The following is a 19,847-nucleotide window of genomic DNA, read 5'->3' as shown; positions in this document are numbered from 1 at the left end:
CAGGTATCGCTCCATCTAACCCTTATGTTACCCATGAAAAAACTTTTCCACCTGCTCTGGCTTTTGGCTGCTCCTTATCTTATGTCTTCCTGCTCAGAAGAGGATGCACCTGCTCCAACCCCTTATGCACAGCTTACCTCAACGGTAGTCTATTCCAAGTTTACCAATGACGGGTATCTGCCCAAAGATTATCCAGCTACGGAAATGCGCGTGTACACCGGAGACACTATCCGGTACAACTTTCGGTTTGAGACAAACCAAGGCATAAAGGACCTCAAAGTCTATGATAATCTGCGCGGCCGCAATTGGCACCTAATGGTAGGTAGTGGACAGCTGACTCAACAGAATGGAGTATGGATAAACGAATACACGTTGGAATACCTGGTCAACAGTTATATAGTGCAAGCCAAACCCGGCGAGACCATCACACTCACGGTGGAAGCCGAAGATAACAACGGTACCATCTACAAAGATCCGGTTACTGGTAAAGTCCCTGAGATAAAGTTGACCATTGCCGAGCCGTATGTCTACCAAGATATGAAACTGTATAACCATTGGGGTAACTCAAAGAACTCACTGGTTGTGGTGCATGATACAGAAGTTCCTGGTGTCCCTCAGCAAGGACTAATAAGTGAACCATACCCTTCCTCTCTTGCCTTGATAAGTAACAGGATGCCGCCCCGAGGTTGGTTTGATAACCGTTTTGAGCACGGTTTCGCTTCCGGCAGTTGGTACGGAGAGCGGCAGGCTGTTTTCGTGAAAGTCCCCGCTGGCGCCAAAAACTGGAACCAACCCAACCAGATTGCTGCCGGCATGAGACAGTATGGGCCTGCTTCCGGAGTGGTAGAGAACGTGCAGGAAGGAGACGTTTTTGCCTTCAAATACAGTCCTAACCATTCTCCAGTTATCTACGGCCTTGTAGAAGTAAAGAAGATCGTAGACGATTATGACACCGCCGCCGGCAACGGCAACGATGAGGATTACATGGAGCTTGACATCAAGTACTTTCCGGGGTACCGCTACTAGGTTAAACTTTACCAACATTTCAGGCTTAATTTCTTTAAAATCGGCCTAAAACAGAAAAGCCGCTCTGCATAGTAGAGCGGCTTTTCTGTTTCTAAATAATCCTTTTAGGACATCATCAGTTTATCTGGTGTGATAGGCAGTTCCCGTATCCGTTTGCCGGTGGCGTTGAAGATGGCGTTGGCAATGGCCGGGGCTACGCCGATGATCGCGATTTCCCCGATGCCTTTGGTGCCGTTAGGGTTATTGATGAGGTCAGGCTTGTTCACGAACAGAGACGAGATGTTAGGCGCATCGGCGTGAACAGGCACGTGGTATTCGGCTAAGTCTTTGGTCACGTACCGCCCGAACCGATGGTCCATCACGGCACCCTCGGTCAAGGCCATACCTATACCGCCTACCGCACCACCAATCATCTGGTTTCCGGCGGTCTTGGCATTGACGATGGTTCCGGCATCAGCGCAGGACACTACGTTGGTGACCTTAATCTGGCCGGTTAACGGATGCACCTGAACTTCGGCAAAATGCACCGAAAACGAGTACATGGAGTATTTCTGCCGGAGAGCGCCGTCAGGAGAAGATTCCTCCGTCACTTCAATCTCTGGTAAGTTCTGTTGCTTCAGGATATCAGCAAAGGAAAGCCGGGCCGAAGGGGAGGCCGTTAAAGAAACAAACCCGTCTTTGAACGTCAGGTTCTCCACGGTTACGCCTTTAAAGCTGGTATCAGCGTTGCCGGCGACTATGCTGGTTAAACGCTTTTTGAGTACCTGGCACACGGCATGCACCGCCGAACCAACCGTAGCCACTGTAGCTGAACCACCCTGGCTGGGGGAAGGAGGATACAAGGAGCTTCCTAATTCAAACACGATTTTCTCCGGAGGCAGGCCCAGGTTTTGCGCCGCAATCTGCACCATGGCCGTTCCGGTTCCGGGACCAATATCCGTGGTGGCGCTTTGCATCACCAGGGTTCCATCTTTGTGCAGGGTAGCTTTCACTTTGGCCCGACCGCGGTTCGCCCCGAAGGTTCCTACGCCCATGCCGTAGCCTACCAGCCATTCGCCGTTTTTCACCTGTCCGGGTTTCAGTTGGCGCTTGCTCCAGCCAATCTTCTCAGCGCCCATCTGCATGGCCTCTTTCAGGTATTTGGTAGACCAGGGCAGGTTTTTCTCCGGGTCTTTATCGGTGTGGTTGATCAAGCGGAACTCCAGCGGGTCGATGCCCAGCACGTAGGCCATTTCGTCCAACGCACTCTCCAGCGCGAAGGCACCGGTGGCCTCGCCCGGACCGCGCATCCAGATAGGCGTACTCACATCCAGCGGCAGAATGCGGTACCGGGTGGTCACGTTGGGGCTGGTGTACATCATACGCGTCTGCTGCAAGGTAGACTCGGTGAACTCCTCATAGGAAGAGGTCTGCCCAATGGCCTCGTGCGTGATGGCGGTGATTTTTCCGTCTTTGGTGGCGCTCATGCCTACTTTCTGCCAGGCGTGCGGCCGATAGCCCACCATGGTAAACATCTGCTCGCGGGTGAGCATCAGTTTCACCGGGCGATTTACTTTCTTGGCGGCAATGATAGCAGCTGTCTCGTGCGGCCACGTGTGCAATCCGTTCCCAAAAGCTCCGCCCACAAACGTGGCAATCACCTTCACGTTCTCCACCGGAATGTTCCAGTCTTTGGCGAAAGCGTTCTGGGTTCCAATCACCGCTTGGGTTTTATCATAAACCGTGAGTTTGTTGTCAGCCTCCCAGTGCGCGATGATGGACTGCAACTCCATGGGGTTGTGGAACTCCGTAGGAATGACGTACTCGCTTTCAATTTTCAGCGGCTCGGTTTTATAGGCGTCTGCTTTCCCACGAACATAATCATTGAGCCCGTGTTTGGGATTCCGTTGGGCCGATGTTGGCAGGAATGCTTTAGGTACGTTTTGGTTGAAATCGGTGGCGTGTTTGTCTTCGTTGTACTGCGCCTTTACCAGTTTAGCCGCGTACATGGCCCGTTCCAGGGTGTCTGCTACTACCACCGCAATGGGCTGGTCGTTGAAGTAGATTTGGTTGTCAATGAAGACCTGGAGGGGCTTGCCCGTCGGTTTGGGCTCAGTGGGGTGCGCCTCCTGGGCATATCCGGGCACTTTAGGCGAATTTTGGTAATGCAAGACAGCTAAAACACCGGGGGCATTCTCAGCCCTTTTGGTGTCTATGCTTTTGATGCTGCCTTTGGCAATGGTGCTGCCCACCAACACGGCGTGCGCCATATTGGGCAAATCATATTCAGCGGAGTATTTGGCGGCACCCGTCACTTTCAGGCGGCCATCTACCCGGTCCATCGGCTTACCGACGGTATCTTGGAAGAAATAATCTTTCATAAGGAAGAAGGGTTAAGCAACGCCCGATGCGTTTTTCAGGGCCTGTACAATGGTGTTGGGGCCTAAAGTGAGTTTGAATTTATTGTGCTCAAATGCTTTCGCGCCGCGCATGGCAATCTCGGCGGTTTGCCGGAAGGTGGCTTCGTTCGCGGGTTTCCCGGCCAGGAACTGCTCCGCCTCCGTTAAACGCCACGGCTTGTGCGCCACACCGCCCATCGCCAATCTCGCCGATTTGATGTTACTACCGTCCAGATCTAACGCCGCTGCCACCGAAACCAAGGCAAAGGCATAGGAGGTCCGGTCGCGTACTTTGAGGTAGTTGACGTTTTTGGTGTAGGGGTTCTCCGGAACATCTACGGCCATAATCAACTCGCCTTGTTGCAGGTTGGTGTGGATTTGGGGTGTGTCGCCAGGCAAACGGTGAAACTCCGCGAACGGAATTTTTCTATCTCCTTTAGGGCCAGAAACCAGCACCGTTGCATCTAACGCCACCAAGGCCACGTTCATGTCGCTTGGGTTTACGGCAATGCATTTGTCGCTGTGCCCGAAAATAGCGTGCATGCGGTTATAGCCTTCCAGCGCTCCACAGCCGGTGCCCGGTTCGCGTTTGTTGCAGGGCATAGCCGTGTCATAGAAATACGGGCAGCGCACGCGTTGCATCATGTTGCCTCCCACCGTGGCCATGTTCCGGAGTTGCGCCGAGGCACCCGCGTTTAACGCCTGCGACAACAAAGGATGTTTCTCCAGCACCAGTTTGTCCTCGGCCACGGCACCATTCAAAGCCAAAGCCCCAATGCGTACGTTTCCGTTTTCCCGCTCTATTTTCCGAAGCGGCAGTTTGTTGATGTCTACCAATTTCTCAGGGTTCATGACGCCGCGTTTCATGAGGTCTACCAGGTTGGTGCCTCCGGCGATGAACATGGCCGTTTGGTCCTTGGCTACCGTGTCAATGGCTGCCTTGGGTTTGCTGGGCTTCACGTATTGAAAACCTATCATACCTTCTGCCCTCCGTTTTTAACTTCTTTAATGGCGTTCACAATGTTGGGGTAAGCACCGCATCGGCAGATATTCCCGCTCATGTACTCCCGGATTTCATCGTCAGAATCGGCGTGGCCTTCTCTCACGCAGGCCACCGCACTCATGATCTGGCCCGGCGTACAATAGCCGCACTGGAACCCGTCGTGCTTGATGAACGCTTCCTGCATGGGGTGCAGTTTATCACCGTTGGCCAGGCCTTCAATAGTGGTGATTTCCTTGCCATCCACCATAGGTGCCAAAGTAAGGCAAGACAAAACGCGTTGTCCATCTACGTGCACCGTACAGGCGCCGCACTGCCCGTAGTCGCAGCCTTTTTTGGTGCCGGTGAGGTGGAGTTGTTCGCGCAGCAAATCCAGCAGCGTGGTACGAGGCTCCACCGAGAGCTTCTGCTTTTTGCCGTTGATGTCCAGGGTTATTTTCACCTGCTCGAACACCGCCGCCACCTTCTCCTCAAATTTGAGTTCAGCAGCCTTCACCGCCGCCGAGGGAGCCAGCGCCAACGCCGTTAACAGGGAAGATTGCTTCAGGAAAGTACGCCGCGCGTCTGAATGTTGGGATTGACCACCCTCGCCCTCCGGAAGATGTTGGTCGGGGAAATTCTCTTGGGGCATATAAATCTAGGTTGGATTACGAATTCAACTACTAGTATACGCACATACCCAATTAGAAAGTATCTAAATAGGCGTAAATCCGGTGGTTTTGTCCCTTAAAGTGAGTTTCTACGGATAAATGTTTCAGGGCCGATTTCTAAGAAGGAGCCTTAAAACAAGCAGCTTACCCCTGGTCTTCCTGGGCTAGAAGCTTCACAAGCTCTACTTCCGTATCTTTGCCAAAAAATTACCTTTCATGTCCGCTCAACTTCCTGCTTCCATTACTTTCCGCACAGGTACTTCCGCCGATGCTCATTTGCTCGCTGATTTGGGCTGGCGCACCTTTGACGAAACGTTTTCGGCCTACAATAAACCCGAGGACATGGAAGCGTTTCACCCCACCATGTACGCCCCGGAACTGCAAGCCGCAGAACTAGCCGACCCTAATTCCACCTTCCTCATTGCTGAAGCAGAAGGGGAGGCCATCGCTTATATTAAATGGAGCACCGCCCCAGCCCCCACCGAAATAACAGGCAAAAGACCTCTGCAAATTAGCCGCTTGTATTTACTGCAAGCCTGGACCGGCTGCGGTTTAGGAGATGCTTTGATGAAAATGAGCTTAGAACGCGCCGCGCAAAACGGCCATGATGTGGTGTGGCTTACCGTGTGGGAAAGCAACGACCGCGCCATCCGGTTTTACCAGAAGTATGGCTTTGCCGAGGCAGGCGAGCTGACCTTTGTCCTGGGCGAAGACGTGCAGCGTGATTTGTACATGCAGCGGGAGGTTTAGGCCTGCTTTTACAAAATCGAGCCTGAAACAACCTTACACCACCAACAATCCTCTTTCTCTTAGGTCCAGCCAAGTGTCTGTAATCAGGAACTCCTGGAAGGTGAACATCTGGCCCTCGGGGTAATCAGCGGCCATATCCTTTAACAGAAACTTCGTGCCGAGGTCTTCGGACAGGCGGGTAAACCAAGTGTGTAGCCATTGTCCAACTTCCGGCGAGGTTCTGATTTCGTACTCCTCCGTTTTCTCCGTGAAGGTGAGTACCGCGTTTTGGAAGGTCCGGCCCTTCTTTGTTTTAGAAACAATCTCAATTTCCGGGGCATTACCCAGCCACAACACGCGCAGGTTCTGCTTCTCTGAATCAGGTTTACCGATGGCCTCTATCGCTTGGGCAATCATGTTCTTAGGATGAGAGGCACGTGGAACCTTGAAATCGAACCAGAAAGAAAGCGGCTCCTCCAGCCCGATGCCGTGCATGTAGTTATACAGCGCTTTCGCCAAACCAGCTCCGAAAAGCTCATGGTCGGCACCTTGCGGGTCTTCGTGCCACAAGTCATTATCCGCAAACAAACCTGGTTCCGGACCTACTTTCACCACACCGTATTTCTCAGGGTTCTTACCCACCGGACTGTGCGCGGTCATGGAAAACCGGTGCCAGTACCCTGATTGAATCACGTTCTGCTGGAACAACTGCCGGACCACTTCTAGGGAGTCAATCGTTTCTTGCGCAGTCTGCGTGGGGAAGCCATACATCAAATAGGCGTGTACCATAATGCCCGCGGCAGTGAAATCACGGGTCACGCGGGCTACTTGGGCAATGCTGACGCCTTTCTCCATCTTGGCTAGGAGGCGGTCAGAAGCTACTTCCAATCCACCCGACACGGCAATACAACCACTGGCCGCCAGCAAGCGGCAAAGGTCAGCTGAAAAAGTTTTCTCGAAGCGGATGTTGCCCCACCAGGTAATTTTCACGCCTCGGCGCAGCAATTCAATGGCTAAATCACGCAAAGCCAGTGGCGGCGCGGCTTCGTCCACAAAGTGGAAACCGGTCTGACCCGTCTGGGCGATAATCTGTTCGATGCGGTCTACCAGCAAAGTAGCCGGCGCGGTCTCGTAGCGGGAGATGTAATCTAAGGTGATGTCGCAGAAAGAGCAGCGTTTCCAGTAGCAGCCGTGCGCCACGGTGAGTTTATTCCAGCGTCCGTCGCTCCAGAGGCGGTGCATGGGGTTGAGTACTTCCACTACGCTCAGGTACTCGTGCAGTTTCAGGTCACTGTAATCGGGTGTGCCTACTTCGGTGTGCGGAATATCCGCATCGGTGGAGCCGTTGAGGTATTGCACCTCGCCGTTCAGCAATAGGAAGGTGCGTTGCAGTTGTTCTATAGAACGTTGGCCCTGGAAATGCTCCAGCAGTTTGAGCCACGGGCCTTCGCCATCGTCCAAAGTAATGTAGTCTATATAGTTGAAAATGCGGGACTCGCGCAGGCTTCTCAGTTCAGTGTTTGGGTAACCACCGCCCATGAGGGTTTTCACCTGCGGGTACTTCTGCTTAATAAATTGTGCCAAGCATAAGGCTCCGTACAAGTTTCCGGGAAAAGGTACGGTGAAACCCACCACGTCCGGCTGAACTTCCTGCATCCGCTCATCAAGTAAGCTCAGCAGCATCTGGTCTACCAGGTTGGGTGCGGTTTGCAGTTCCTCCTCCAACGGGTCAAAGGAGGTGGCAGACATCGCCAGTTTATCCGCGTAGCGGCTGAAACCGAAGTGCGGGCAAACGGTCTCCTTGATTAAATCCGCTAAGTCTTCAAGATAAAGAGTAGCCAAATGCCGAGCTCGGTCGGTGATGCCCATGGTTCCGAAGGCTTCTTCCAAATCGGCTAGTTGCAGAAAACGACTGGCTTCGGGCAGGAAAGAGCCTAAGGCAATAGGATGGGCCAGGGTGCTGTCGCGGCCCTGCAGGAAACGGATGACCGGCTCAATGGTGTCCAGGTAGGATTTGCGCAGGCGCAGCATCCGTTGGCTGTTGTCTGACAAGTCATAGGTACCGTCCAGAATGGCCTGAAACACCTGGTTCAGTCCTTTGCGGGAAAACAGGCGCAACACCAACTCCAGCCCAAAATCGGCTTGGGACACGTCAAACCCGCGGCCACGCAAAAAGCCTTTGATGTAGGCGGTGGCAGGGTAAGGGGTGTTCAGCTGCGTGAGGGGCGGCGTGATGAGCAGGATTTTAGGAGCGGCGTTCAAGGGAATTCTATTTTAGGCAAAGGTACGGAAAGAGTGCTGAGTCTTTGGTGCAGAGTTCTGAGTTAGAAGTTTTGATTTCGTGCTACTTTCTGGAAAATGGGCCTGAAACGAATGAGCTCTGCTGAGAAAGAAACAGGCTTTGGAGGGGATGAGTTCAGAAACAGAGGCTGATTGGCTGGCTGTTAACTGCACTCAGTCTGCTTTCGTATTAATTGGGGCAAGAGAAATCGGCTAAGATAAAACAGGTATGTTATGGCTATTCGGCTCACACAACCATTGAAGGTAGGATTGGCAGTGGGGGTCTTGCTGCTGGCTTTCAGGATTGCGCTTCCATTCATTGTGAAGAACTACGTGAACAAGACCCTGGAGGAACTGCCCGGCTATACTGGTTACGTGGAAGACGTGGATATTGCGCTCATCAGAGGGGCATACCAGATAGAAGGGCTGGTCCTGAAAGAAGAAGAAGGCAACCCCAAGTACCCGTTCCTGACCATTCCGCACACTGATCTGTCCATTGAGTGGAAGTCTCTGTTCAAGGGCAAACTGGTAGGCGAGGTATTCATGACCGGACCGGTGCTGAACATGGTGAATAGTTCCTCGTCCGGCACCTCAAAAGAGGACCCTAGCCTTGACCATTGGACCGAGGTAGTCAAAGACCTGATGCCCATCACCATTAACCGCTACGAGGTGCACAACGGAAGCCTCGCGTTTCTGGATTTCACGGCCTCACGCGATGTCCGCTTCCATATCAGCAGTATGGAACTGGTGGCCCTAAACCTGGCTAATGTGGAGGCTGTGGGTAAAAAGCTGCCTTCCTCAGTCACAGTGAGCGGTAAGTCCATTGGAGGTGGCACTCTGAAAGGAAAGATGCAGGTGAACGCCCTCAAACGAATCCCCGATTTCGATGCCGATTGTCAGTTAACGGGCGTAAACCTCACCAGCCTGAACAACTTCATCAAAGCCTACGCCAAGTTTGACGTAGAACGTGGCAAACTGGACATGTACGCCGAATTGAAAGCAACAGATGGTCAACTGAACGGGTACATCAAACCTTTCTTTGAGGAGGTGAAGGTTCTGAATTGGAAGAAAGACAAGAAAGAAGGCGGTATCCTGAGCGCCGTAAAAGAAGCCGTCATAGGTGTCTTCACCGAGGCCGCCGAAAACCAACTCCGCGACCAGATTGCCACCCAAATTCCTATCAAAGGCAATCTCAGCAACCCACAGACCAACAGCTGGAAGACCTTCATCAACGTACTCAAACACGCCTTTATAGACGCCTTTAGCAAAGGGATAGAAAACAGCCTATGACCCGAGCTCTGCGTCTTGGGTCATAGGCTGTTTTAGACTTTTTTTGAAGAAAAGGGGCTGAAAAGAGAATAGAGCTTAAGATCGAAAATGCATCTGCTTCCACCCTGGCAGTTGTAGCTTTTCAAATTACCTTAAAACAACCACCGTGTTTTAGGCCTGTTTACAGGAAACTAGCCCAAAACACGGTGGTTTGAATTTATAAGCCAATTGCTTAGTGCTGATGTTGCATACCTGAAGAGGAGGTGCGCGACCGGTTGCTGCCCATCATTAGACCGGGGTTCAGACGGAGGTAAATCTCGCCGGAAACCGGGGCCTTGCCATACAGCGGCTTCAGCAGTTTATCTGGCGCGAAGACAGAAGCCTGCACACCAACGGTTAAATACGTATTAGCGAAATTGGCGACGCGTTGACTCGTTCCTAGGGTAAGGGCGTGCACGTCAAAGACATCGTGGTGGTCAAACTGATCGGTAAGGTCCAACTCACCGGGTGTTTTCTGCACGTACTCATACCGGCCGTAAATGGCGGTTCTGTCCATCTGCAGGTTGGCTTCGGCAATGGCCGAATGCTCTTTGTGGTGTCCGCCGCCGTTGAAGCCCCAGATAAAGGCCGAGGTAAAGAACCTGTCACCGCCACCTGCCAGCGGACGGCTGTATAAGACCGAAGCCGTGGTGCGGGTCACGTCCTCCTCAGGCTCCAGTGACTCAGGGCTTTTCAGCCAGCCGCGCGATACTTGCAGGGCCCAGTTCTCTGTGGGGTTGTAGGATAGGCGAGCCGCATAAGAGTCAAAGCGGGCTTTGTCAAAGTCGTAGCGGTTTTCGTCGGGCTCACGGCCTGTGAAGTTAGAGCCTTCAAGCTTGAACTGCTTGTACCGGAACCCCACCGTAGCCACCCCGAAGGTAATGTGCGTGGCATCCTGCCAGTGGTGCCCCAGCGGCGACTCTGGGTTGTTGAACGCCGAGATGCGGTGCATGAACACGGGCGGACCCACCGGCGGCTCCCCAGGATATCCGAAGAAACCGTACACGTCCATATCCTGGTTCAGCATGTGCGTGTAGCCCACGCTGATTTCTGAAAACAAATCATGCGGGTGTTGGCGGTCTACCAGTCGTTTTCCGCCGCCGTAGGTCTCGCCGCTCTGGAACAGCAAGGGATAGCCGCGGTCACCCATGGTGAGTTCATCCAAACTCATCATCACACTGAAGCGCAACAAACCACGTTTACCCACTTCGCGTTGAGCCATTCCCATAAACCAGTTGGGGGCGTCTAGTTGAGAATCACCGCGCGAGCCTTTGTTGAAAATATCCTGCTTGTTGTAGCGGAGCCAAAGCTGACCGTGGAACATGAGCATCCAGTCGCCGGCGTGTTTCATGTAGCCATACATGGGCGTGGCATCGGGGTGCCAGGAGGTGCCGGAGCCGTTCCGGTTCATGGGCAGATTGCGGGAAAACGAGTGGCTCATGCCGCCCGTGCCGTGGCTCATGCCGCCCGTGCCGTGGTTCATGCCTGAATGTTGGGTAGTGTCAGAAGCCATCGCGGCGTGGTTCATGTTCATGCCGGGGTGGTGCTGGTGGCCTTTCGCGGTGTCTGCAGGCGCGGTATGTCCTTCATGACCCGAGGTCTTCGCTTTGTTCAGGCTATCGGCAGACATCTGGTGCCCTTGGTGCTGCGCAGAATCGGAAGTCATCTGGTGGTGCGAGTGGTCCTGCGGAGCTGTGGTTGCGGGAGCTTTCCGGGTTGAGGTTGCCGCGGGTTTAGTCGCCGGGGCCTTTGCCTTCGCCGGAAGGGGCGCGGGTTTCTTCTTGATGGGTTGAAGCTTTGAAGGTTTTGCTTTGGGAGCAGGCGCTACTTTTTTGGCTGCTGGGGCCACTTCTTTTTTCGTTTCCTTTTTTGCGGGCGGAGTATGGTGCTCATGCTGGGCCTGGGCGGTGAGTAGGCTCAGGGAAAGAGCTAATCCTAAGGTGAGAATTCGTTTCATAGTACAGGGGCAGATAAAGGTTGAATATCTGCTACAAAGAAAACGCATACCCCTGCCCGGAGTTTAACACCATTTTGTAAGACTTGTGTATAATTACAGGAAGAGGTCAACTTCATGCCTTTTAAGCCTGATTTCCTGAAAGCAGGTTCAAAACAGACCGAAACCGTAGCTTTGCCTTACATCAACCCCTTATTGTATGTTCCTGATTGAACTCACCTACAAAGGCCCATTCTCAGAAGTAGAACCTTTCTTGGCCGAGCACCTGGCCTTTGTGGACAAAGGATACGCCAGCGGCCATTTTGTAGCCTCCGGGCGAAAAGTACCGCGTGACGGTGGCCTTATTTTCTGCAAAGCCTCCAGCAAAGCCCAGGTAGAAGAACTCATGCAAGATGACCCGTTTGTATACCAAGACCTGGTGGACCTCCGGATTATCGAATTTGTGACTTCCCGCGAGCAGAAGGTTTGGCCGGATTAACAGAGGCATAAGCCCAACGTTTCAGGCCTGTTTTAACCAAAAGAGCCCTAAAATGGCTTTTATCGGGGCACCGCTTTCCTAAAAGAATTTAACATATAAGGTAAACTGACTGGGAAATTGCCGGTTTTCTTTTCAATAAGGGAAAAGGAAACAAGTATTCTTCGTAGAACCGAAAAGTCATCGCACTTGCTCCAGCAGGGGAGAGGGGCTGAATGAGGCGCAAGAGATGCAAATCAAGGTTAATTCAGCCAAAACATGACGCCATGGAGTTTTACCAACACCCTATAGACCAGGTTCTCCAGGACCTGAATACCTGCCCTCAGGGACTTTCCGCGTCCGAGGCCCAGCAGCGGCTTCAGACCCACGGGTACAATGAACTGAACGAAGCCGAGAAAGACCCCATCTGGAAACTGATTCTGGAGACGTTCAAAGACCCCATGGTCATTGTGCTCATGATTGCGGCCATTGTACAATTGGCCTTGGGCGAGGTGATGGAGGCGATCATCATCTTTGCCGTCTTAATCCTGAATGCCATTGTCAGTGTGGTGCAGACCAAGAAAGCCGAAGGAGCCCTGGACGCGCTTCGGCAGATGTCGGCTCCCTCAGCCAAAGTGCTGCGCGATGGCATCACCAACACCGTAGCCGCCCGAGAACTGGTACCCGGCGATGTCGTGGTGCTGGAGGCCGGTGACTTTGTCTCCGCCGATGGCCGGTTGCTGGAAACGGGCTCCCTGCGCGTAGATGAAGGCATGCTGACGGGAGAATCTGAAGCGGTTGAAAAACACACCGACGTCATCCCCGAAGATGCGCCCCTAGGTGACCGGAAGAACATGGTTTACAGCGGGGCTTTGGTGGTGTACGGCCGGGGAGCCTTTGTCGTGACCGCCACCGCCGAAAAGACTGAACTAGGCAAAATCGCGGGCTTGCTGGCCTCCGCCGAAGCCAAGCAGACCCCCCTGCAGCGCAAACTAGCCGATTTCAGCAAAAAGCTGGGCTGGGTGATTTTGGTGCTGTGCATCCTCATTTTCGGGGTGGAGGCGATGCGCGTCTGGATGGGCGGTGACACCCAGAACATGACCAACGCGCTGCTCAAAGCCTTCATGTTTGCCGTGGCCGTAGCCGTAGCAGCCATCCCCGAGGCGCTTTCTTCCATCGTAACCATCGTTCTGGCCGTGGGCACGAATAAAATGGCCCGGCGACACGCCATTATCCGCAAACTTCCGGCGGTGGAAACCCTGGGCTCCACCAGCGTCATCTGCACCGATAAAACCGGCACGCTCACCCAAAACAAAATGACCGTGGTAGACTATTACCTGCCCGGCAAAACCGCCGATGAATTCCCAGATGACCCCTCCAAATGGTCAGTGGCCGAGCAACGGTTGATGCAGGTGGCCGTTCTCTCCAACGATGCCCAAATCAATGAAGACGGAGCCGAAGTGGGAGACCCCACGGAAGTGGCTCTTATCGCTTTCAGTAACAAGAAAAACCAACCATACCGGCAGATTCGGGAGGAGTTCGCCCGGGAAGCCGAGTTGCCCTTTGACTCGGACCGCAAGCTCATGTCCACGGTGCACACCATTGAGGGACAACGCATGCTCCTGACCAAGGGCGGCCCCGATGTGGTGTTTTCGCGCTGTAACCGCGTGTTGGTAGACGGCGAAGAGCAACCCCTGACCCCAGAAGTGCTACAAACCCTGCAAGACCAGAACGAAGACTTCTCAGACCGGGCCCTCAGGGTGCTGGCCTTTGCCTATAAACCCTTGGAAACTACCTCTTCCATCAGCTTTGAAGACGAAAATGACCTGGTGCTGGTGGGGCTCAAAGCGATGATAGACCCGCCGCGCGAAGCCGTGTACGCCTCCATTGAGGAAGCCAAGAAAGCAGGTATCCGCACGGTCATGATCACGGGTGACCACAAAACCACGGCCCGGGCCATCGGGAGGGAGATTGGCCTGATGGACGAAAACGACATTGCCATTACCGGGCAGGAACTTGACCGATTGTCTGAAGAAGAACTGGACCGTGACCTGGAGAATATCGCCGTTTACGCCCGTGTCTCGCCGGAGAATAAAATCAGGATTGTACGTGCCTGGCAACGGAAAGGAAAGATTACCGCCATGACCGGCGACGGCGTGAACGATGCCCCAGCCCTCAAGCAAGCTGATATTGGGGTGGCCATGGGCAGCGGTACCGATGTCGCGAAAGACGCCTCGGCCATGATTCTGACCGATGACAACTTTGTCTCTATCATCAGTGCGGTAGCGGTGGGCAGAACCGTTTTTGACAACATCAAAAAATCCATCGCCTATCTGTTTGCTGGGAACCTGGGGGCCATCATCGCCATTTTGTTTGCTTTGGCGCTGGACTGGGTCAATCCTTTCACGCCCATTCAACTGCTGTTCATCAACCTCCTGAATGATTCCTTGCCGGCCATTGCGCTGGGCGTGGAGAAAGCAGAGCCTAATGTGATGCAACGCAAACCCCGCGACATCAACGAAGGAATTTTTGCCGGAGGCACCTTACGGTCCGTTATCATGCGGGGAATCTTGATTGGCGTGGCGGTGATTATCTCTCAGTACCTGGGCCTGCAGCAGTCAGAGGAAATGAGCATCGCCATGGCGTTTACCACCCTCATTCTGGCCCGCACACTGCAGACCTTTGCCGCCCGTTCTAATACCCAGACGGCTTTTGGCGCAGGCTTATTCCAGAACAAATATGTAGTAGGGGCGGTGTTGCTTTGCTTTGGGTTGTACGGGCTCACCGTGTTGCCAGGCATCCGGGAGATTTTCTCCATACCCCAGGATTTTGGCTTCTCCCAGTGGAAAATAGCGGCAGGCCTGGCAGCCGGGGCCGTTACCTTGATGGAAGTCTGGAAACTGATGCCCTGGGTTTCAAAGCGTAACTCTTAACCTTTTCCCCGGAAATCAGCCTGAAATCAGAAGGTAGGTCCAGGCACTTTCTGGTTTCACTTTTTTAAGCCTGTTTTAAGAAAAGAGTGCCTAAAACCCAACTACTTTTGAAGAATTTGTGTTAACAGGAGTCAGGCCCTTTCCATTTTCTAAGGAGAAGAGAAGCCTGAGCGAAAAGTAGAACTAAGGAAAAACGAATGCAGTCTTTAAGCGAAAAAGAATATAAAAACGAGTTTGTAGCCGCCTTTGACGGAGACGACAGCGGGAACACCAAGCCGCGTCAGACCCCGGGTGTCTTGTATAGCAAAGCCATCCCTACCCCGGTGGCGAAACCTGAGTTGCTGGCCTGGTCTGAGGAACTGGCGCAGGAACTAGGCATTGAGAAACCTGCCGGACAGAAAGACGTGGACATCCTGGGCGGAAACCATGTGGCCCCGTCTATGTACCCCTACGCCGCCTGTTACGCCGGACACCAGTTCGGGAACTGGGCCGGGCAGCTAGGCGACGGGCGGGCTATTATCTTGGGCGAGTGGCTGGCACCAGACGGAAAATCCTGGGAGTTCCAGCTGAAAGGCGCAGGACTTACCCCATATTCTCGTCGGGCCGATGGACGGGCAGTTTTGCGGTCATCGGTGCGGGAATACCTCATGAGCGAGGCCATGCACTATCTGGGCGTGCCCACTACCCGGGCTCTGAGTCTGGTTTCTACCGGTGACCAGGTGATGCGAGATATGTTTTACAACGGCAACCCGGCCTTTGAGCCCGGTGCCATTGTGATGCGCGTAGCCCCAAGTTTCCTGCGTTTCGGGAGCTTTGAAATGCCGGCCGCACGGCGCGAGAACGAGAACCTGCAGAAGTTGGTAGACTGGACCATCAGTCGCTACTATCCGCACATCCAAGGTGAAAACCGGATTCTGGACTGGTTTAAGGAAGTCGTGGAAAGAACCGCCAACCTGATGGTGGACTGGATGCGCGTGGGTTTTGTGCACGGTGTGATGAACACCGATAACATGTCCATTCTAGGGTTGACCATCGACTACGGCCCGTTCTCCTTCCTGGACGATTACGACCCAGACTTCACCCCCAATACCACCGACTTACCCGGCCGCCGGTACGCCTTCGGGAAGCAGGCTTCTATTGCCTACTGGAACCTGGGTTGTTTGGCCAGTGCCATCGCGCCGTTACTGCCGGGCACCGAGGAACTGGTAGCCGTCCTGGAAACCTACAGCGATTATTTCCACGAGAAATATTACGCCATGATGGCCAATAAACTGGGGCTGGACGAAGTCAAAGAAGGAGACCAGGAACTGATTACCCGTTTCACCCAAACCCTGTACACCCTCAACCTGGACATGACCATTTTCTTCCAGCAGCTAATGGAGTTGCCGCAGGAGCTTGGTTCAGAAGAAGAAACGGTAGCGCATTTCCAGGACAGTCTTTACCGTGATTTGGAGAAAGGCGAGCGTGCGGAGCTGCACACGTTGTTACAGGACTACGTTACCCGGTTGAAAGCCAATGCCGGTTCCCGAGAGGAGGCGGTACAGCGCATGCAGAAAAGCAACCCAAGAATCATCCTCCGGAATTACTTGCTGCACCAGGCCATAGAGCAACTGGAGAAAGGGGAGAACACGCTGTTCCTGAAACTTCAGGCCGCCATGAGAGACCCGTACTCCCGCAACCATGAGGAGTTCTTCGCCAAACGCCCCGACTGGGCCAGCCAGAAAGCGGGTTGCTCCATGCTGTCCTGTAGTTCCTGATTTCGGGCTATTATTCTGAAAACAGTCCTAAAACAAAAAAATGGACGCGGAAGTCAAAGGAGGTTAGTACATCTCAATGACTTTCAGCGTCCATTTTTTATTTATAGTGTAGGTGCCTCTCCGGAGAACATGCAATCCGTGCCCGGCAGCGAAAAGAACGGCGGCACCGCCCATGGTGTGTAAACCGTCTTGCCGGTCACTTTTTTCGTTGAGGTTCGTGAGGAAGTTGATGGCTCCTACCAAGGTGAAGATGGTGCCCGCCGTCTTGAGGAGCGCCCCACCAAAGTTGGCTACTTTCCGGCCTCCGGTGTGGTTGCGGAGCTGTATTTTCTCCACATCCTTCAGTGGAACTTCCAGACCCGAAACATAAAAAGCGTTTCCCCTGATGTCCAGAATGGTTTCGGTGTGCAGCTTCTCGTCTTTGAACCGTTTAAAGGTAATCGGCTCGCCGGCATATATCCTGAACCGGGCCGATGACTCGGAGTTAGACAGCAGCAGGTACCGGTGCGAGGCGGGCTTGGTTTGAACTGTGTCTTTTCCCTGCCCCAAGCTGGTGTGTGTAAAACCTAAAAAGAGAAGCAGCCCAAACAGAAGATATTTTGCCATGCCCATGGGGGAGTTTACCTGAAGATGTTGTGGCCGTAAACTTATCCATAAATCCAGACACTTACTTGGATGCCTGGGCAGGTTCCCCCGTTTATCGCCTGTTTTTGCGAAAAGAGAGTGAAATCAACCGCCTTATAAAAGCGCCGGACACAGCAAGGCCACCCGAGAAATCAGGTGGCCTTGCTTTTTGTTGTATAGACTTACTCTTTTATCTCGGTGGCTTCATAGCCGGCAAGTTCCACCGCCAGAATGACTGCCTCAGAAGTAGCATCGCCTTCCACCGTTAGGATTCTGTCTGGGGTGGCAGTGTCTACCTGCCAGGTATAGATGCCGGGGGTGTTTTCCAGCGAAGGGGTAACGGCGCTCACGCAGTTTCCACACTTAATGTTGGTCTTGAATCTCTTAGTGCTCATATGGGTATAATTAAGGATTTGGAATAGGAACAAGCTGCAATACTAAAGTTTTAACGTTCTAAGGCGCAAACTGTTGGTCACCACTGATACGGAACTCAACGCCATGGCCGCGCCTGCCAGCATGGGATCCAGCAGAAAGCCCCACACCGGGAAAAGCAACCCCGCCGCCACCGGTATTCCGATCACGTTGTAAATAAACGCCCAAAACAGGTTCTGGTGGATGGTGCGCACGGTGGCTTTGCTCAACCGAATGGCTTTGGCGATGGCTTGCAGGTCTGAGTGCATAAGGGTCACTTTCGCCACGTCCATGGCGATGTCGGTGCCGCGGCCCATGGCGATGCCCACATCCGCAAGGGCAAGCGCTTGTGAGTCGTTGATGCCGTCACCCACCATGCCTACCACGTGTCCCTTACGCTGCAGTTCTTTGATGAAATCGGCTTTGTCTTGCGGCATCACCTCGGCTTTGAAGTGTTGCAGCCCCACCTGCTGCGCCACAGCGGCGGCGGTCTGGGCATTATCACCGGTGAGCATGTACACGTTCAAGCCAAGTTTTTGCAAGTCCTGGATGGCTTGCGCCGAGGTTTCCTTAATGGTATCGGCGATGGCGATGAGCGCGATGACCTGGCCCTGCGTTCCCGCGAAGACCACGGTTTTGGCCTCGGCCTTCAGTTTCTGGGCTGTTTTCTCTAAATCAGCCTCTAAACGGAGGCCATTCTCCTGCATCAGTTTTTCGTTACCCAGCCAGATAGTCTGGCCTTGGTACTGCGCCCGCACGCCACGGCCGGTCACGCTGGCGAAGTTCTCCAGGGAAACCGTTTTTACTTCGTTTTGGGATAAGTGCCTGGAAACCGCCTCGGCCAGCGGGTGCTCCGATTGGTTTTCCAAAGCCAGCAACACCGAGGCCAGTTCCGCTTGTTTTTCCTCAGGAACGGCCCAGAGTAGCTCGGTTACTTCGGGTTTGCCTTTGGTGATGGTTCCGGTTTTGTCCAGCACAATGGCGGTGAGTTTATGGGCCGTTTCCAGGCTCTCGGCGTCTTTGATCAGGATTCCGTTCTCGGCCCCGCGGCCCACGCCCACCATGATGGCGGTAGGTGTTGCCAAACCCAGTGCACATGGACAGGCGATAATCAACACGGTGATGAAGGCCAGCAGCGCGTGGGTCACGTTGTTGTCTCCACCCAGGAAGTACCAGGCCGCAAAGCTGAGCACAGCAATCCCGATGACGATGGGCACGAAGATGCCGGCCACTTTATCGGTGAGTTTCTGCACGGGCGCCTTGGAGCCCTGCGCTTCCTGCACCATTTTGATAATTTGGGCCAAAAGCGTCTGGGCACCCACCTTCTCCGCGGAGATCTGCAGGCTGCCTTTCTGGTTGATAGTGCCCGTGAAAACCTGGTCTCCGGCGGTTTTCTCCACCGGAATCGGCTCGCCGCTTATCATGCTCTCGTCCAGAAAGGAAGAACCGTTGATTACCCGACCATCCACCGGAATCTTCTCGCCCGGCCGGATGAGCAGGACATCGCCCACTACCACTTTCTCAATAGGCAGTTCAATCTCCTGACCGTTGCGCAGCGCTTTTACTGATTTTGGCTGCAAACCCATCAACTTTTTGATAGCGCCTGAGGTGCGGGATTTGGCCCGTTCCTCCAGCATCTTGCCTAAAAGGATGAAGGCGATGATAACCGTAGCGGCCTCAAAATAGACGTGCGGCTCTAATCCGCGGGACAAAAAGAACTCAGGGTAAATGGTGTTGAAGGCGCTGAACAGAAACGCGATGCCGGTGCTCAGGGCTACCAGCGTGTCCATGTTGGCTTTGCCGTGTCGGGCCTGTTTAAAGGCATTCACGTAAAACGTGCGCCCGAACCAGAACACCACTGGCAAGGTGAGCGCAAGCATAATCCAGTTGCCGTAGGTCATGTGGTGGAAGAACATGCCAATCACTGCCACCGGCAAAGACAGGGCCCCCGCCCAAATTGTTTTGGTTTTGATGCGTGAATAGGCTTCCTGCTCGCGGGCTTCCTGAGCCTCGTGGGTGGCTTCTTCTTCCTTCAAAAGCAGATCATAGCCGATGTCCTGAATGGCTTTCTGCAAAAGGCGCAGATCGGTGCCGGGGAGGTATTCGACCAAGGCAGTTTTATTGGCGTAGTTCACGGCCGCGCTCTGCACGCCGGGTTGTGCCTGTAGCATGGACTCCACGCTTACGGCACAGGCGGCACAGCTCATCCCGTCAATGGGAAAGCTGCTCTTTATGGCGGGTTTTGTTTTCTCTTTCGTTAAGGTTGCCATAGTAGTAGGCGTTTTGGTTTCATTCAATTTCTGTTACAAAGATAAAGCGCCCTTCTGCCCGAGGCGTTACACC

General features: G+C 53.6%; 14 protein-coding genes. 6 read left to right on the top strand and 8 right to left on the bottom strand.

All coding sequences use genetic code 11. The features are described 5' to 3' along the window. Nucleotides 1–33: 33 nt before the first annotated feature. Nucleotides 34–1,026 (top strand): hypothetical protein, encoded by a 993-nt coding sequence (locus EFB08_RS15215; protein WP_123127782.1) that lies wholly within the window; start codon nucleotides 34–36, stop codon nucleotides 1,024–1,026. 104 nt (nucleotides 1,027–1,130) lie between these two features. On the opposite strand, the gene EFB08_RS15210 is transcribed toward EFB08_RS15215, so the two are convergent. Genes EFB08_RS15210 through EFB08_RS15200 form a run of 3 tightly spaced genes read right to left on the bottom strand, consistent with a single transcriptional unit; the run spans nucleotide 1,131 to nucleotide 5,035 of the window. Further along, nucleotides 1,131–3,386 (bottom strand): xanthine dehydrogenase family protein molybdopterin-binding subunit, encoded by a 2,256-nt coding sequence (locus EFB08_RS15210; protein ID WP_123127781.1) that lies wholly within the window; start codon nucleotides 3,384–3,386, stop codon nucleotides 1,131–1,133. Between the two features lie 12 nt (nucleotides 3,387–3,398). Beyond that, nucleotides 3,399–4,382 carry an FAD binding domain-containing protein gene (locus tag EFB08_RS15205; protein WP_123127780.1) on the bottom strand — a complete coding sequence of 328 codons (984 nt, stop codon included), beginning with the start codon at nucleotides 4,380–4,382 and terminating at the stop codon, nucleotides 3,399–3,401. Continuing rightward, entirely contained in the window at nucleotides 4,379–5,035 is a 657-nt protein-coding gene (locus EFB08_RS15200; RefSeq protein WP_123127779.1) for a (2Fe-2S)-binding protein, read from the bottom strand. Before EFB08_RS15200 ends, EFB08_RS15205 begins: the two co-directional genes overlap by 4 nt. 235 nt (nucleotides 5,036–5,270) lie before the next feature. Between EFB08_RS15200 and EFB08_RS15195 the strand changes: the two genes are divergently transcribed. After that, nucleotides 5,271–5,804 (top strand): GNAT family N-acetyltransferase, encoded by a 534-nt coding sequence (locus tag EFB08_RS15195; protein WP_123127778.1) that lies wholly within the window; start codon nucleotides 5,271–5,273, stop codon nucleotides 5,802–5,804. Nucleotides 5,805–5,837: 33 nt separating this feature from the next. Here EFB08_RS15195 and EFB08_RS15190 read toward each other — a convergent pair whose 3' ends face one another. Beyond that, nucleotides 5,838–8,045, bottom strand: coding sequence for a B12-binding domain-containing radical SAM protein (locus EFB08_RS15190; RefSeq protein WP_123127777.1), 2,208 nt, complete (start codon nucleotides 8,043–8,045; stop codon nucleotides 5,838–5,840). Nucleotides 8,046–8,297: 252 nt separating this feature from the next. Between EFB08_RS15190 and EFB08_RS15185 the strand changes: the two genes are divergently transcribed. Further along, complete coding sequence (locus EFB08_RS15185; RefSeq protein ID WP_123127776.1) at nucleotides 8,298–9,353, top strand: DUF748 domain-containing protein; 1,056 nt, start codon at nucleotides 8,298–8,300, stop codon at nucleotides 9,351–9,353. 211 nt (nucleotides 9,354–9,564) lie between these two features. Here EFB08_RS15185 and EFB08_RS15180 read toward each other — a convergent pair whose 3' ends face one another. Continuing rightward, the gene (locus tag EFB08_RS15180) at nucleotides 9,565–11,328 is read right to left on the bottom strand and encodes a hypothetical protein (protein ID WP_123127775.1); all 1,764 of its coding nucleotides are present in this window, start codon (nucleotides 11,326–11,328) and stop codon (nucleotides 9,565–9,567) included. 196 nt (nucleotides 11,329–11,524) lie between these two features. Here EFB08_RS15180 and EFB08_RS15175 point away from each other — a divergent pair, with 196 nt between their 5' ends. The 3 genes from EFB08_RS15175 to EFB08_RS15165 all read left to right on the top strand — a co-directional run bounded on the left by EFB08_RS15175 (nucleotide 11,525) and on the right by EFB08_RS15165 (nucleotide 16,469). Then, the gene (locus tag EFB08_RS15175; RefSeq protein ID WP_123127774.1) at nucleotides 11,525–11,803 is read left to right on the top strand and encodes a YciI family protein; all 279 of its coding nucleotides are present in this window, start codon (nucleotides 11,525–11,527) and stop codon (nucleotides 11,801–11,803) included. A 263-nt stretch (nucleotides 11,804–12,066) separates the two neighbouring features. Further along, on the top strand, nucleotides 12,067–14,712 hold the full coding sequence (locus EFB08_RS15170) for a cation-translocating P-type ATPase (RefSeq protein ID WP_123127773.1): 2,646 nt from the start codon (nucleotides 12,067–12,069) through the stop codon (nucleotides 14,710–14,712). Nucleotides 14,713–14,909: 197 nt separating this feature from the next. Continuing rightward, on the top strand, nucleotides 14,910–16,469 hold the full coding sequence (locus tag EFB08_RS15165) for a protein adenylyltransferase SelO (protein ID WP_123127772.1): 1,560 nt from the start codon (nucleotides 14,910–14,912) through the stop codon (nucleotides 16,467–16,469). Nucleotides 16,470–16,532: 63 nt separating this feature from the next. On the opposite strand, the gene EFB08_RS15160 is transcribed toward EFB08_RS15165, so the two are convergent. The 3 genes from EFB08_RS15160 to EFB08_RS15150 all read right to left on the bottom strand — a co-directional run bounded on the left by EFB08_RS15160 (nucleotide 16,533) and on the right by EFB08_RS15150 (nucleotide 19,774). Further along, the gene (locus EFB08_RS15160) at nucleotides 16,533–17,075 is read right to left on the bottom strand and encodes a hypothetical protein (RefSeq protein WP_125077749.1); all 543 of its coding nucleotides are present in this window, start codon (nucleotides 17,073–17,075) and stop codon (nucleotides 16,533–16,535) included. A gap of 200 nt (nucleotides 17,076–17,275) precedes the next feature. Then, nucleotides 17,276–17,488, bottom strand: coding sequence for a heavy-metal-associated domain-containing protein (locus EFB08_RS15155; RefSeq protein WP_123127976.1), 213 nt, complete (start codon nucleotides 17,486–17,488; stop codon nucleotides 17,276–17,278). 42 nt (nucleotides 17,489–17,530) lie between these two features. After that, a complete protein-coding gene (locus EFB08_RS15150) occupies nucleotides 17,531–19,774 on the bottom strand; it encodes a heavy metal translocating P-type ATPase (RefSeq protein ID WP_123127770.1) in 2,244 nt (747 codons plus the stop codon). Nucleotides 19,775–19,847 lie beyond the last annotated feature (73 nt).

Source organism: Rufibacter latericius, assembly GCF_003721515.1.
GTDB lineage: Bacteria > Bacteroidota > Bacteroidia > Cytophagales > Hymenobacteraceae > Nibribacter > Nibribacter latericius.
Note: the sequence above shows the minus strand (reverse complement) of the source record. Positions and strands in the feature narration are given on the sequence as shown.